We start from the raw sequence: 13,913 nt of genomic DNA, 5'->3' as shown, positions 1-13,913 counted from the left end.
TGCGATTCAGACCGGCGGCGCCACTGCCGCGTTCCTTTTCACGCAGTTGTCACAGGACTTTGCGATAACGACGAGACGCCAATCACCATGAGTGCAAACCATCATGCGACAGCTGATTTCCCTGTTGCGCCGCCGCCCCGCTCGCCACTTCGCGCTGCTCGATGAACATGGCCGGTGCCGCATGCTGCTCAGCAGTGCCTGCAAGCCCGCAGGCGCCGCCTGGGTCGAGGTGGAGGAAGTTCGCCTGAGCTGGATTGGCCAGCCGCTTCCCGCCGAGAGCCTGCGCGCGGCGTGATGCGCAGGTAGAACCGGAGGCACAAAAAAGCCCCGTACGTTCGGTACGGGGCTTTTTCGCTTCAGCGCAGCTGATCAGTAGGTCAGGCCGAGGCGCTTGTCCGCCATCTGGCTGATCTCACGATAGGCTGCCGCGTCGTTCTGCAGCGTGGCTTCGCGCGCCGGGAACATTTCCTGCAGCTTGCTCGACCAGGCCTGCGAGCGGTACTGCTCGGGGAAGCAGCGCTCGAGCAGATCGAGCATGATGGAGACAGTCACCGAAGCACCCGGCGATGCGCCGAGCAGTGCGGCGATGGTGCCATCCTTCGCTGCGACCAGTTCGGTGCCGAACTGCAGGATGCCACCCTTCTTCGGATCCTTCTTGATGATCTGCACGCGCTGACCGGCGATCTCCAGGCGCCAGTCTTCGGCCTTGGCCTCCGGATAGAAGCCGCGCAGCGTTGCCAGGCGATCCTCCATGGACTGCATCACTTCCTTGATCAGGTAGCGGGTCAGGTCCATGTTGTCGCGAGCGACGGCCATCATCGGGCCGATGTTGCTCGGGCGAATCGACAGCGGCAGGTCCATGAACGAACCGCGCTTGAGGAACTTGGTGGTGAAACCGGCGTAGGGGCCGAACAGCAGAGACTTCTTGCCATCGACCACGCGGGTATCGAGGTGCGGCACCGACATCGGCGGTGCGCCCACCGCGGCCAGGCTGTAGACCTTGGCCTGGTGCTGCTTGACGATTTCCTGGTTGTCGCAGCGCAGCCACTGACCACTGACCGGGAAACCACCGAAGCCCTTGCCCTCCTCGATGCCGGACATCTGCAGCAGCGGCAGCGCGGCACCGCCAGCGCCGAGGAATACGAATCCGGCTTGCACCTGACGCGAGCCACCGGTGCGGGTGTTCTTGATGTCGACCTTCCAGCCGCTGGCGGTACGGTCGAGACCGGTGACCTTCTGGTTGTAGGAAATCTTGACCCCGCCACTGCGCGCGAGGTAACCGAGCAGCTGGCTGGTCACCGCACCGAAGTTGACGTCGGTGCCGTTCATGGCGCGCGTCGCGGCGATCGGCTCGCTCGGATCACGGCCCGGCATCATCAGCGGCATCCACTCGGCGAGGGTCGCGCGATCCTCGCTGTACTCCATGTCGGCGAAGGCGTGATGCGTCTTCAGCGCGTCGAAGCGGCGCTTGAGATAGTCGATGTTCTTGCTGCCGCGCACGAAGCTCAGGTGCGGAACAGGATTGATGAAATCGCGCGGGGAGCCGAAGCCTTCGCGGTCGGCCAGGTAGGCCCAGAACTGCTTCGAGACTTCGAACTGGGTGTTGATCAGCACGGCCTTCTTGATGTCGATCGTGCCGTCTTTGCTGTCAGGGGTGTAGTTCAGCTCGCAAAGGCCCGCGTGGCCGGTACCGGCGTTGTTCCACGGGTTGGAGCTTTCGATGGCTCCGGATTCCTGCAGCTCGACGATTTCCAGCTTGATATTGGGATCGAGTTCCTTGAGCAGTACCGCCAGGGTCGCACTCATGATGCCGGCTCCCACCAGCACCATATCCACTGCTTCGCTATCGTGTTGCGTCATCAACGCGTTCTCCAGAATCACAGCATTAAACTGTCGTGACCGCAGTACGCGGCCCCGTAAAACCCACCAGCCAGACGGTCAGGAACGGAGCATGTGCCTGGACCGCTGCTCGGGAACATGTGCCCGAGAACAGGCAACCACAGGCTGCCTGCCAGCTTCGGAAGGTCGGCTTTTGGCCTCCTCCCTCTCGCTGCGATCCCTCCGGAGCGGGCCTGGCCCGGTGCTCGACGGTGGACGCTGCGAGGAAAACGATTGCGAATCATGTTGCCGAGTTCGATCACAGCGCGCGGCTCGCAGTACGCGCGCTGCCGATTGAATCCGATGCGTTCGATACGAAATGGCGACCCGCAGTTCAGCCGCGCCGGGCCTCGATCAGCTCGATATAGGGCGCGGCCTGACGCTGATCGGCGATCAGATCGACAAAGCTCTGCCCTTTGCTGTTCCTGGCGTCGAGATCGTAGCCGGCAGCCACGAAGAAGCCGAGAAAGCGCTCGAAGTCATCGATGCGAAGGCCGCGGTAGGCCTTGATCAGCTTGTGCAACGAAGGTGGGGTGTCGTCAGCCGGTTCAGGCTGCAGAAACAGCTTGATCGACTCATCCCCGATCTCGTCGCCAATCACCTGCTTCTTGTCTTTACGCATGCCGCCTCCGGTCCACGGGGTCTCACGGGGGCGGCAGTTTACTCCTCGCAGGCGGCTCACTCAACGCGCCAGGACCGCTTGCGACCAAGGTCGTACATCGCCTGGCCGCGATCACAGGCGATTGTTCGGCACAAATAACAAGCGGTGTCTGGCGCCTATAATGGCGCCTTCGCCTACAAGGAGCGTTCCAGGCATGAAGTTACCCCCTCTGTTCGCGGCATGGCGGCAGGCCTTGCACCTGGGTTACGGAGCCCGCGCATTGCGCGGCGACATCAGCGCCGGATTGACCGTTGGCATCATCGCCATCCCCCTGGCCATGGCACTGGCCATCGCGGTCGGCGTGGCGCCCCAGCACGGGTTGTACACGGTACTCGTGGCGGCTCCGCTGATCGCCCTGACCGGGGGCTCACGCTTCAACGTTTCCGGGCCGACGGCGGCGTTCGTGGTGATTCTGTTACCGATCACCCAGCAGTTCGGCCTGGGCGGACTGCTGCTGTGCACCATGCTCGCCGGCCTGATTCTGATCACCCTCGGCCTGCTGCGCGCCGGCCGCCTGATCGCCTTTATCCCCTACCCCGTGACCCTCGGTTTCACCGCGGGCATCGGCATCGTCATCGCCACCTTGCAGATCAAGGACCTGTTCGGCCTGACCCTCTCCGAGCAACCGCAGCACTATGTCGAGCAGGTCGGCCTGCTTTTGCGCTCGTTGCCCAGCGCGCATCTGGGTGACGCCCTGGTGGCCGTGATCTGCCTCACCGTGCTGATCGTCTGGCCACGCTGGGTGCCCAAGATCCCGGGACATCTGGTGGCGCTGACGGTCGGGGCGGTGGCAGGGGCACTGCTGGAGTCTTCAGGGCTGTCGGTCGCAACCCTTGGTGAACGCTTCAGCTACACCCTGGATGGCGTCACACACCCGGGCATTCCGCCGTTCCTGCCGGATTTTGCCTGGCCGTGGCTGTTGCCCGGTCCGGACGGCCAGCCGCTAGAGCTGAGCTACGAACTGTTCCGCCAGCTGCTGGCACCGGCTTTCGCCATTGCCATGCTCGGCGCCATCGAATCGCTACTCTGCGCCGTCGTCGCCGATGGCATGACCGGCAGCAGCCACGAGCCCAACGGCGAGCTGATCGGCCAGGGGCTGGGCAATCTGGTCGCGCCACTGTTCGGTGGCATCACCGCGACCGCCGCCATCGCCCGCAGCGCGACCAATGTCAGGGCCGGCGCGTTTTCGCCACTGGCCTCGATGATCCACGCCGGCGTCGTGCTGGTCGCAATACTCTGGCTGGCGCCGCTGTTCAGCTATCTGCCAATGGCAGCACTGGCGGCGTTGCTGGTGATGGTGGCCTGGAACATGAGCGAAGCACCGCACGTGATGCACGTGTTGCGCATCGCCCCGCGCAGCGACGTGCTGGTGCTGCTGACCTGCCTGATCCTCACCGTGCTGTTCGACATGGTGTTGGCGGTAGGCGTCGGGCTGCTGCTGGCGGCCGGGTTGTTCATCAAGCGCATGAGCGAGCTGACCGACACCACCGCCCTCTCCCGGGAGCAGCGGCGCATCCTCCGGGACATGCCCGAGCATGTGGCCACCTATGCGATCCGCGGGCCGCTGTTCTTTGGCGCCGCGGAAAAGGCTCTGGGCGCGCTGCGGCGCTTCAACCCCGAGGTCAAGGTGGTGATCGTCGACATCAGCGCGGTGCCAATGATGGACATGACGGCCCTGGCATCGCTGGAGAACGTGCTGGTGGATTACCGCCGCCTGGGCGTCACCCTCATTCTCAGTGGCAGCAGTGCGCAGGTCCGGCTGAAGCTGCGCCGTGCCGGCATCCATCGCCTGCAGGGGCATCTGCTCTACGTACGCAATCTCACCCAGGCGCGGGAAAAGGCGCTGCGCCTGTTGCGACCGGAGCCGGATCCGGCTCCGGTGTGAACGCTCCGCCGGCCATGCCGGCGGAGCGCCAAGCGGCAGGAGGTATCAGCCGGCATGCTTCTGCAGGTTGGCCATCATCTCCTTCAGCGCCTCGATGTTGTCGGCCGGATGCGCAGCATTCTCGAAATTGCAGATCTGCTGCCACTGCGCCGCAACATCCTCGGCATCGAACCCGGCCTTGGGGTCGAAGCCCACGCCGAGACTGCGCTCCCAGCGCACCTTCCCCATCCAGCCGCCGCCCACTTCGAACAGCCCGCCGGTGTCCTGGCATTGCTCGCTTCCCAGGTAGACGACCAGCGGGCTGACCAGCTCCGGCTTCAACTGCTCGAACACCTGCGGCGGGATCAGCCCCTCGGTCATCCGCGTGCCGCCCGTGGGGGCGATGGCATTGACCAGCACGTTGTTCTTGCGCCCTTCCAGCGCCAGGGTACGTGTCAGCCCGTACAGGCCAAGCTTGGCCATACCGTAGTTGGACTGGCCGAAGTTGCCGTAGATGCCGGAGGTCGAGGCAGTGAAGATCACCCGGCCAAAGCCTTGTTCACGCATGTGCGGCCAGGCGGCGCGGGTCACCTTGTAGGAGCCCTCGACGTGCACGCGGTAGACCAGGTCCCAGTCGGCGTCTTCCATCTTGTGAAAGGTCTTGTCGCGCAGGATGCCCGCGTTGTTGACCACCACATCGATGCGCCCGTAGGTGTCCAGCGCCTGCTGAACGATACGCGCGCCGTCGGTCACCGAGTCATGATTGGCAACCGCCTGGCCACCGGCCTGGCGGATCTCCTCCACCACCCGGTCGGCTGCGGAACTGTTCGCGCCCTCGCCCTGGGTGCTGCCACCCAGGTCGTTGACCACCACTCTGGCGCCATGGTGGGCGAACAACAGGGCATGGGCACGCCCCAGTCCGCCGCCGGCCCCGGTCACGATCACGACCTTGTCTTCGAAGCGGATGGCATCAGTCATATGCGAACTCCCTCAGCGATTCTTGTTGGATGAGATTCAGGGACCGGAGTGTTGAACAGGCCTCGGCGTCCCCACAAGCAAGCGGCCAGAAATGAATGCCGCGGCATAAGGGCCGGGGATGACCCTTGCCCATTCGCGGAGCCTGGGCGGATTTCGCGCAACACCCGGCCGGCCGCGCCATTGGCTGCCTGCAGAAGTCTTTGCCCAAACAACTCACAGAGTTTTCCACAGCTTTCGTGGATAAATAGGGCAGTCACTATCCTCGGCAGTCTGACTGCTGCAATCCCGACGCATGCCCGTCAACCCTTCTGGGATGCGGCCTGCCGCCGCACGATTGGCAGCCGCACAAAAAACATACAAGGTTCGCCACTCCCCACGGCGCTTCGCTTGCGGGCAGTCTTCCCAAGGTTATCCACAGAGTGGCGCACACAATTCGGGGACAACGACACAACGACTCGTAGGCGCGGCGCTATCGAGGCGATGTTCAGAAACTAACGGCAGCGCCGCGGCATCGGCCGTAGCATGGGGCTATCAACGACGAGGGAGCCCATCATGTCCAGCCATAGCCTGTTCGAGCGTCTGTTCGCTAATTACGCCTCGGCTGCCGCCGGGTGCTGAGCGAGCGCGATAAGCCGGCGCTCAGTCCAGGGACATTGCCTCCCTTGGCCGGTGAGGCGTGGCGGCGTAACCTTCGCTGCCAGCCCAACCAGCGGAGTAGCCGATGTCCCTGCGTTCCATCTGCGTTTTCTGCGGCGCCAGCCGCGGTACCAATCCCGTTTATGAACAAGCCGCCCAGGATCTCGGTCGCACCCTGGCCGCCAACGGTATTCGCCTCGTCTACGGGGGCGGCGCCGTAGGCCTGATGGGCGTGGTGGCGGATGCCACCATGGCCGCCGGTGGCGAGGTCATTGGCATCATTCCTCAGAGCCTGAAGGACGCCGAAGTCGGCCACACCGGCCTCACCCGATTGGAAGTGGTCGACGGCATGCATGCGCGCAAGGCGCGCATGGCGGAGCTGGCGGACGCCTTCATTGCCCTGCCCGGTGGGCTGGGTACGCTGGAAGAACTGTTCGAAGTCTGGACGTGGGGCCAGTTGGGCTATCACCCCAAGCCGCTCGGCCTGCTGGACGTCAATCACTTCTACAGCAAGCTCAGCCACTTCCTCGATCATCTGGTTGAAGAGGGCTTCGTCCGCGCGCAGCACCGCGAGATGCTGCAACGCAGCGATCAGCCGCAGAGCCTGATCAGCCTGCTTGAAGCCTGGCAGCCGCCCGCTCACAGTCGCTGGGCCAAGACCGCGCCGCAATGACCCGACACAGCTGATCAATTTTTGCTCTGCGTGCTGCACGCCGCACCGCTGGTGGCCTGCAGCACGCCTCCCCCACGTTATCCACAGCCACGTCCACAGGAGTCGGGGATAACCATCCCGCGCAGCAGCATCGGCGCAAACATAATTCCTCCCGCGGACTGGTCCGGGCGCTCCAAGGCTAACTGATCAAAAGCGGACCAGAGCCGCCACGCCTTAGTCCCATAAGGCCTAGCGACCGAAGTCCAGCGGTTATCCACAACAACACTCACAGCTGTAGTGGATAAACGAGCGAACCATTTAGCCGGCCCGGGCTCACAATCAGAGCAACAACGCTTCGATCAAAGACCGATGACGGAGGCAACCCAATGAGCTGGCTGGCATTGACGCTGGTAGCGTTCGTTTGCTTCGTGCTGGTGTTCTTCATCAAGAATCGCCAACTCAACCACCCGGCGCTGCAATACCCCTATCGACTCAAGGTGCCTCTGTTCGCTTCTGCCGAGCGCGAACTGCTGGAGCACTTGCAAGGAACGTTCGGCGAGCGCTACCTGGTGCTCCCCAAGGTGAGCGTCGCCGATGTCATCGAAGTCACCGCCATCCCCCGGCGCGCCTATTGGTACCAGGCCAGCAACCGCATCGCAGCGGCGCGCTTCGATTTCCTCCTGTGCACGAAGACGGACCTGCAGCCCGTTTGCGTGATCAATCTGGACGAACCCGAAGCCGAGCAGGATTTCATGGACCGTCTCTGCGAAACGGTTGGTCTGCCGCAGGTTCGGCTGGCACCGGACAAGGTGCACGCCTACACCCTCGTTCGCGAAGCCGTCGAGGCGGCAATCGGGCAATCGACCACCGGCCGCGAATAAGCGGAAGGCGACGAGGTCACATCCCCTGCACACCGTGCAGTACCGCTGCGGCGCCGCTCCGCAATTCACCCACCGGTTACGAGTGACACGATGAAATACGCCCTGCCCCTGCTATTTGCCCTTTCCCCTGTTGCAACCCTGGCGAACGAACAGGCCTGCCAGCCTATCGACGAGGCCGAGGTCGCCGCCCTGTTCGACCGCTGGAATGCCGACGTGCAGACGGGCGATCCGCAACGGGTCGTGGAAAACTATGCTCACGATTCGATGATTCTCCCCACGGTATCCAACACCCCACGGCAAACGCCTGAGGCCAAGCTGGACTACTTCCAGCACTTCCTGGCGCTCAAGCCGAAGGGCGAGATCGTCTCGCGCATGGTCATGATCGACTGCAACAGCGCGCTCGACACCGGCCTGTACAGCTTCCATTTCGCCGACGGGGCCACTGTCCCCGCGCGTTACACCTTCACCTACAAGTGGTTTGCGGATGCCGGGCAGTGGCTGATCACCAGCCATCACTCGTCCGCGATGCCGGAGCAGACCGACGTAGCGCAGCAGGTTCCGCAGGCCGACCACTGAGCGCCGCCCATTCGCCTGGTGCCCCACACGGGAGCTCCAGGCTAGCCGGCAGGCATCACGTCACCGCCGATGCCGTGTGCACGGCAGCCTTGCTTCTGCCGCTCACTGCTCGATACTCGTAGGCAGTACCACTGCCCGTAGCCGGACCGCCTCAACATGCAACTCAAGCCACTGCTGTCGCGCCTGTTCGAGCTGGGCAGCAATCTGATCCGACGCTACCCCGGCACCGTTGCGCTGTTCGGATTCATCTCCGGCGTCGCCAGTTTCGTGCTGGTGGAACGCCACGCCGGGCTGGCCAAGGTGGTCGCGCTGGTCATGCTGGTCAGCTGGCTCTGGCTGGTGCTCGAATCCAGCCTGCGCAGAAGCCTGCAGCGCTGGTTCGGCTGGCAAGTGCCGCAACCGCTGCTGCGCTATGCCACGCAGATGGTTCATCAGGAAAGCCTGTTCTTCATCATTCCGTTCTTCGCCATAACCACCACCTGGAACAGCGGCCAGGCGCTGTTCACCGGGCTACTGGGGCTGGCGGCGCTCGTCTCGCTGATCGACCCGCTGTACTACAAGTGGCTGGCGCCGCGCCGCTGGGTCTATCTGGGCTTCCATGCGCTGACCTTGTTCGCGGTACTGCTCACGGCCCTGCCGATCATCCTTCACCTGTCCACCCCGCAAAGCTACCAACTCGCCCTGGGCGTCGCCGTGCTCCTGGCATTACCCAGCCTCAGCGGCCTGTTCCCGCGTCTAGGCTGGCGCACCATACCGGGCGTCCTGCTGCTGGCGGTGGCACTGGGTGCCGCCGGCTGGTTGGGACGGACCTGGGTTCCGCCGGCGACGCTCTGGCTGACGGATGTCGCCGTGACCATGAGCCTCGACGACCGTCAGCGCAAACCCGGCAGAGGGCTGCGCGAGCTGAGCAGCGCCGAGCTGCAGGCCAACGGGCTGTATGCCTATACCGCGATCAACGCACCGCGCGGGCTGAAAGAGCGCATCTACCACGAGTGGACGCATAACGGGCGGCGCGTCGATCGTATCGCGCTGGACATCAGCGGCGGTCGCGAAGCCGGTTACCGGGCCTGGACGCACAAGCGCAACTTCCCCGCGCAGCCCGCGGGGCGCTGGCGCGTTCGCGTCGTCACCGAAGCCGGGCAGATGATCGGCATGCTGCGCTTCCGAGTCACCGAGTAGCGAACCCCCGGCCGCTGCCGCGACTCCATATCTGGACCAGCCTGGCATGGAGAAGGACATGGAATGGTGGGCGATCATCTCCAGTACCGTGACCGCGGAGTTTTCCGATATCACCGACCTGGAAGATGCGACGCGGGTCAGCAGCCGCTTGCTGATCGCAACGATTCTCGGCGGCCTGCTGGGCTATGAACGCGAGCGCAAACGCAAGGCGGCCGGATTGCGCACGCATATGCTGGTGGCCCTTGGTGCGGCGCTGCTGGTACTGGTGCCGGTGCAGGCCGGCATGAGCCTCGAGGACATTTCCCGGGTGATCCAGGGCCTGGTCACCGGCATCGGCTTTCTTGGCGCAGGAACTATTCTGAAGGGCAGCTCGGTGGAGAATGTGAAAGGCCTGACGACTGCCGCCGGAATCTGGCTTACCGCAGCCATCGGTGTGGCCGTTGGCCTGGGGCATGAAGCCACCGCTGTGCTAAGTACGCTGCTGGCTCTGGCCATCTTCGTGCTGATGCCTCGGCTGGAGCGTCACACGGCGCTGCGCGCAGCACGCAAGCGGCGCGAGGCCAATCGCGCGCCCTGATCGAACCATCGTTCATCCGAGGGTCATTCCATGCTGTGCCATACACGGATCGTCACGCTGCTTCTCGCCGCGCTGCTTGCCCTTGGCGGCTGCAGCGAAACCGCCAAGCTGCCGGTGGAAAGCGGTTATGGCCCGACACCTGCCCTGCCCGCGCCGAACAAGACGCTGCTGCCCACGGTTCATATCGCCACGGCCAGAGGCTGGCCACCCGGCGCCAAGCCGCAGGCCGCGCCCGGTCTGCGCGTAGAGGCATTCGCCACGGACCTGGACCATCCACGCTGGCTGTATGTGCTTCCCAATGGGGATGTACTGGTGGCCGAAAGCGACGCCCCGCCGAAGCAGGAGAACCAGGGCCTGCGCGGCTGGATCGCGAAGAAGCTCATGGCGCGTGCAGGCTCGGGCGGGCCAAGCGCCAATCGCATCACCCTGCTGCGAGACGGCGACGGTGACGGCGTGCCGGAAGTGCGCACCACCTTCCTCGAAAACCTAAATTCGCCGTTTGGCATGGCGCTGATCGGCGACAGCTTCTATGTGGCCAACACCGATGCCCTGCTGCGCTACCCCTACGAACAGGGTGCTGACCGCATCACAGCGCCCGCGCAAAAGGTAGTGGACCTGCCGGCGGGGCCGATCAACCATCACTGGACCAAGAACGTCATCGCCAGCCGGGATGGCTCGCGGCTATACGTTACCAGCGGCTCCAACAGCAACGTGGCGGAGAACGGCATGGCCGCCGAGGTCAACCGCGCCGCGATACTGGAGGTCGATCCGCAGGCCGGCACGCTGCGGGTGTTCGCCTCCGGCCTGCGCAACCCCAACGGCCTGGCCTGGCACCCTGATACCGGCGACCTCTGGACCACCGTCAACGAGCGCGACGAGATCGGCAGTGACCTGGTACCGGACTACATGACCTCGGTCCGGGACGGCGGCTTCTACGGCTGGCCCTACAGCTACTTCGGCCAGCATGTCGATATTCGGGTCAAACCGCAGCGACCGGATCTGGTCGAGCGCGCCATCGTTCCGGACTACGCACTGGGCGCGCACACCGCTTCCCTCGGACTCGCCTTCTACGAGGGCAGGCTGCTGCCGTCACGCTACCTCCACGGCGCGTTCGTAGGGCAGCACGGTTCATGGAACCGCAGGCCCCGTAGCGGCTACAAGGTGGTGTTCATTCCCTTTCGCGATGGCAAGCCGGCCGGGCAGACGGAAGACGTGCTGAGCGGCTTCGTCAATGCTGCGGGCGAAGCCATGGGCCGGCCCGTCGGCGTCGCGGTGGATCGGCACGGCGCGCTACTGGTTGCCGATGACGTGGGTGATGTCATCTGGCGTGTCACTCCAGACGACCGCCGAGCCGCCGGCGCTTTGCCACGTTGAACCTTGCGAGCCGCCTGATGGCCATAAAAGCATGACCGTCCGGCATGAGGATCTCACATGTTCAAGCGCACCCTTTTTTTCATCGCTCCGCTGGCTCTGTTGATCGGCTGCTCCAGCAACGTGCAGAACCCCGTCGACCGAATCACCTATCGCGACGAGCCGCTGGTACGGGACGTGGAAACCGGCATGACGCAGGCGCGCGTGCTCAGCATCGGCGGTGAACCGTCCCGGGCTACGGCACGCACCGTGGTACCGGGTCTGTGTCACGACTACATCCTCAACCGGGACGGCAAGCAGCAGCCCTATTACGTCAGTTTCGACAGTGCCGGCCGGGTGGATGGCCAGGGTTTCCTGACCTGCAAGCAGCTCGAGGAAAACCAGCGCAACCTGCGTCGCTGAGGCTCGCATTCACGTCCAAGCACAGTGGTAGATGCCAGAGGAGGTTTCACCATGCCCCGTGGAGACAAATCCAAGTACACCGACAAGCAGCAGCGCAAGGCTGAGCACATCGAGGAAAGCTACGAGGAGCGTGGCGTCTCGGAGAAAGAGGCCGAAGCACGTGCCTGGGCCACGGTCAACAAGCAGTCCGGTGGCGGTGAACGCAAGGGCGGTTCCGGCAAGGGCAAGAGCGAAACGGCCAAGCGCGCCGACCGCAAGGATTCGGCCCATCGCGCCGCAGATGCGCGCAAGGGCAAATCGCCCAACAAGGGCTCGGCACGCGGCTCAGGTTCGTCCAGCACCAGCCTTGCCGACATGACCCGCGACCAGCTGATGGAAAAGGCTCGCGAGCGCGACATTCGTGGCCGCTCGAAGATGCGCAAGGACGAGTTGCTGAAGGCGCTAAGCTGATGATCTCAATCGAGACCAGCCAACAGCCTCCAGTGCCGGCACCGGGCAATCCCAAGCGCGAGGACCCAGACGAGCCGGTGCCCATCGACGAGCCCGGCCCTGGCCAGTCCGAACCGGAGCGTCCGCCACCGGAACAGGTGGCGGGCTAAACTTTTCGCCAGCATCCCGATCTCAATTGGCGAACCGTGAAGCACTGCACAGGGTGCATAGACCAGGAGATGGCGATGAGTTACGTACAACTGAGCGACAAACAGAGCCTGCGCGAACGGGCCCGTCAACACGTCGAGAATGGCGCGGTCACCGAGAGCTATTCGGCCGACCGCGAGGTGGTGATCAACCTGCTGAACGAGGCGCTGGCCACCGAGCTGGTCTGTTACCTGCGCTACAAGCGTCACTACTACATGGCGACCGGGCTGAAATCCAGCGTCGCCGCCGCCGAGTTCCTCGAGCACGCCAATGAGGAGCAGGAACACGCCAATCGCCTGGCCGAGCGGATCGTTCAGCTGGGTGGCGAGCCCGACTTCAACCCCGACAGCCTCACCGAACGCGCCCATGCGCAGTACGCCGAGGGCAACGGCCTGCGCGACATGGTCTTCGAAAACCTGGTGGCCGAACGCATCGCCATCGACAGCTATCGCGAGATCGTCCAGTACATCGGCGACAAAGACCCCACCACCCGGCGCATCTTCGAAGACATCCTGGCGCAGGAAGAAGAGCACGCCGATGATCTGGCCGGCCTGCTGGATGGCATGAACTGATGCGGAATCAGCCGGCTCTGCTACGGAATAAAAAAAGGCCACCCGAGGGTGGCCTTAAATCTAGGAAGAGAGGTACAGCTTAGCCGGCTGCCACCGGACGCATGTAGGAGATCGGTGCGGTCTGCGGGTCATCGAAGGTCACCAGTTCCCACGCATCCTTCTGTGCCATCAGGGTGCGTAGCAAACGGTTGTTCAACGCGTGGCCGGATTTATAGCCGCGGAATTCGCCGATCAGACTGGTGCCCAGCAAGTACAGATCACCGATGGCATCGAGAATCTTGTGCTTCACGAATTCGTCCTCGTAACGCAGGCCGTCTTCATTGAGCACACTGGTTTCGTCCACCACGATGGCGTTCTCAACGCTGCCGCCCAGAGCCAGGTTGTGCGAGCGGAGAAACTCGATGTCACGCATGAACCCGAAGGTCCGTGCACGGCTGACTTCCTTGACGAAGGAAGTGCTCGAGAAGTCCACACTGGCAGTCTGGGTGCGACCCTTGAAAACCGGGTGATCGAAATCGATCTCGAAGCTCACCTTGAAGCCGTCGAAAGGCAGGAAGGTCGCGCGCTTGTCGCCCTCCTCGACCGTCACTTCACGCTTGATGCGGATGAACTTCTTGTGGGCGTCCTGCTCCTGCAGGCCGGCGGATTGAATCAGGAATACGAAAGGCCCAGCGCTGCCGTCCATGATCGGCACTTCCGACGCGGAGAGTTCGACGTAGGCGTTGTCGATCCCCAGGCCGGCCATTGCCGAAAGCAGATGCTCCACAGTGTCGACCTTGACGTCACCGTTGACCAGCGTCGTGGACATGGTGGTTTCGCCAACATTCTCGGCCCGCGCGGGAATCTCCACAGGCGGGTTGAGGTCGGTGCGACAGAACACGATCCCGGTGTCCACCGGTGCCGGTTTCAGGGTGAGATAAACCTTCTCTCCCGAATGCAAGCCGACGCCGGTGGCGCGAATGATGTTCTTCAGGGTGCGTTGTCTGATCATGGCCTTTTGCTTCGCTGTAGCACTAGTTGCGAATAGTTTTCAACAATTGGCGGCGATAA

General features: G+C 63.6%; 16 protein-coding genes. 12 read left to right on the top strand and 4 right to left on the bottom strand.

Annotation, left to right across the window (positions count from 1 at the left end; translation table 11 throughout):
* Positions 1-103 precede the first annotated feature (103 nt).
* On the top strand, positions 104-295 hold the full coding sequence (locus tag PSTAB_RS05045) for a hypothetical protein (protein WP_013981980.1): 192 nt from the start codon (positions 104-106) through the stop codon (positions 293-295).
* Positions 296-369: 74 nt separating this feature from the next.
* Here PSTAB_RS05045 and mqo read toward each other — a convergent pair whose 3' ends face one another.
* A complete protein-coding gene (gene mqo, locus PSTAB_RS05040; RefSeq protein ID WP_013981979.1) occupies positions 370-1,881 on the bottom strand; it encodes a malate dehydrogenase (quinone) in 1,512 nt (503 codons plus the stop codon).
* 331 nt (positions 1,882-2,212) lie between these two features.
* Positions 2,213-2,500 (bottom strand): PA4642 family protein, encoded by a 288-nt coding sequence (locus tag PSTAB_RS05035; protein WP_011912286.1) that lies wholly within the window; start codon positions 2,498-2,500, stop codon positions 2,213-2,215.
* Between the two features lie 193 nt (positions 2,501-2,693).
* On the opposite strand from PSTAB_RS05035, the gene dauA reads away from it, so the two are divergent.
* Positions 2,694-4,424, top strand: a complete 1,731-nt coding sequence (gene dauA, locus PSTAB_RS05030) for a C4-dicarboxylic acid transporter DauA (protein WP_013981978.1) — start codon at positions 2,694-2,696, stop codon at positions 4,422-4,424.
* 45 nt (positions 4,425-4,469) lie between these two features.
* Here dauA and PSTAB_RS05025 read toward each other — a convergent pair whose 3' ends face one another.
* The gene (locus PSTAB_RS05025; RefSeq protein ID WP_013981977.1) at positions 4,470-5,381 is read right to left on the bottom strand and encodes an SDR family oxidoreductase; all 912 of its coding nucleotides are present in this window, start codon (positions 5,379-5,381) and stop codon (positions 4,470-4,472) included.
* Positions 5,382-6,102: 721 nt separating this feature from the next.
* Between PSTAB_RS05025 and PSTAB_RS05020 the strand changes: the two genes are divergently transcribed.
* The 10 genes from PSTAB_RS05020 (at position 6,103) to PSTAB_RS04980 (ending at position 12,863) form a co-directional block, all read left to right on the top strand.
* Complete coding sequence (locus PSTAB_RS05020; protein WP_013981976.1) at positions 6,103-6,690, top strand: LOG family protein; 588 nt, start codon at positions 6,103-6,105, stop codon at positions 6,688-6,690.
* 365 nt (positions 6,691-7,055) lie between these two features.
* Positions 7,056-7,550 (top strand): DUF2726 domain-containing protein, encoded by a 495-nt coding sequence (locus PSTAB_RS05015; RefSeq protein ID WP_011912282.1) that lies wholly within the window; start codon positions 7,056-7,058, stop codon positions 7,548-7,550.
* Between the two features lie 90 nt (positions 7,551-7,640).
* Complete coding sequence (locus PSTAB_RS05010; RefSeq protein WP_013981975.1) at positions 7,641-8,126, top strand: SgcJ/EcaC family oxidoreductase; 486 nt, start codon at positions 7,641-7,643, stop codon at positions 8,124-8,126.
* 156 nt (positions 8,127-8,282) lie between these two features.
* Entirely contained in the window at positions 8,283-9,305 is a 1,023-nt protein-coding gene (locus PSTAB_RS05005) for a DUF5924 family protein (RefSeq protein ID WP_013981974.1), read from the top strand.
* 58 nt (positions 9,306-9,363) lie between these two features.
* A complete protein-coding gene (locus tag PSTAB_RS05000) occupies positions 9,364-9,882 on the top strand; it encodes an MgtC/SapB family protein (protein ID WP_011912279.1) in 519 nt (172 codons plus the stop codon).
* 30 nt (positions 9,883-9,912) lie between these two features.
* Entirely contained in the window at positions 9,913-11,256 is a 1,344-nt protein-coding gene (locus tag PSTAB_RS04995; RefSeq protein ID WP_013981972.1) for a PQQ-dependent sugar dehydrogenase, read from the top strand.
* Between the two features lie 57 nt (positions 11,257-11,313).
* Positions 11,314-11,655, top strand: a complete 342-nt coding sequence (gene osmE, locus PSTAB_RS04990) for an osmotically-inducible lipoprotein OsmE (protein WP_013981971.1) — start codon at positions 11,314-11,316, stop codon at positions 11,653-11,655.
* Positions 11,656-11,706: 51 nt separating this feature from the next.
* On the top strand, positions 11,707-12,105 hold the full coding sequence (locus PSTAB_RS04985; protein ID WP_013981970.1) for a Rho termination factor N-terminal domain-containing protein: 399 nt from the start codon (positions 11,707-11,709) through the stop codon (positions 12,103-12,105).
* Positions 12,105-12,254 carry a hypothetical protein gene (locus PSTAB_RS21755; protein ID WP_013981969.1) on the top strand — a complete coding sequence of 50 codons (150 nt, stop codon included), beginning with the start codon at positions 12,105-12,107 and terminating at the stop codon, positions 12,252-12,254. The genes PSTAB_RS04985 and PSTAB_RS21755 overlap by 1 nt, the downstream gene beginning before the upstream one ends.
* Before the next feature lie 75 nt (positions 12,255-12,329).
* Entirely contained in the window at positions 12,330-12,863 is a 534-nt protein-coding gene (locus PSTAB_RS04980; protein ID WP_013981968.1) for a ferritin-like domain-containing protein, read from the top strand.
* A 79-nt stretch (positions 12,864-12,942) separates the two neighbouring features.
* Here PSTAB_RS04980 and lpxC read toward each other — a convergent pair whose 3' ends face one another.
* Positions 12,943-13,854, bottom strand: coding sequence for a UDP-3-O-acyl-N-acetylglucosamine deacetylase (gene lpxC / locus PSTAB_RS04975; RefSeq protein ID WP_013981967.1), 912 nt, complete (start codon positions 13,852-13,854; stop codon positions 12,943-12,945).
* Positions 13,855-13,913 lie beyond the last annotated feature (59 nt).

It is taken from the genome of Stutzerimonas stutzeri, from assembly GCF_000219605.1.
Taxonomy (GTDB): Bacteria; Pseudomonadota; Gammaproteobacteria; order Pseudomonadales; family Pseudomonadaceae; genus Stutzerimonas; species Stutzerimonas stutzeri.
The sequence above is the reverse complement of the archived record's forward strand: the minus strand, read 5'-3'. Positions and strand labels throughout refer to the sequence as shown.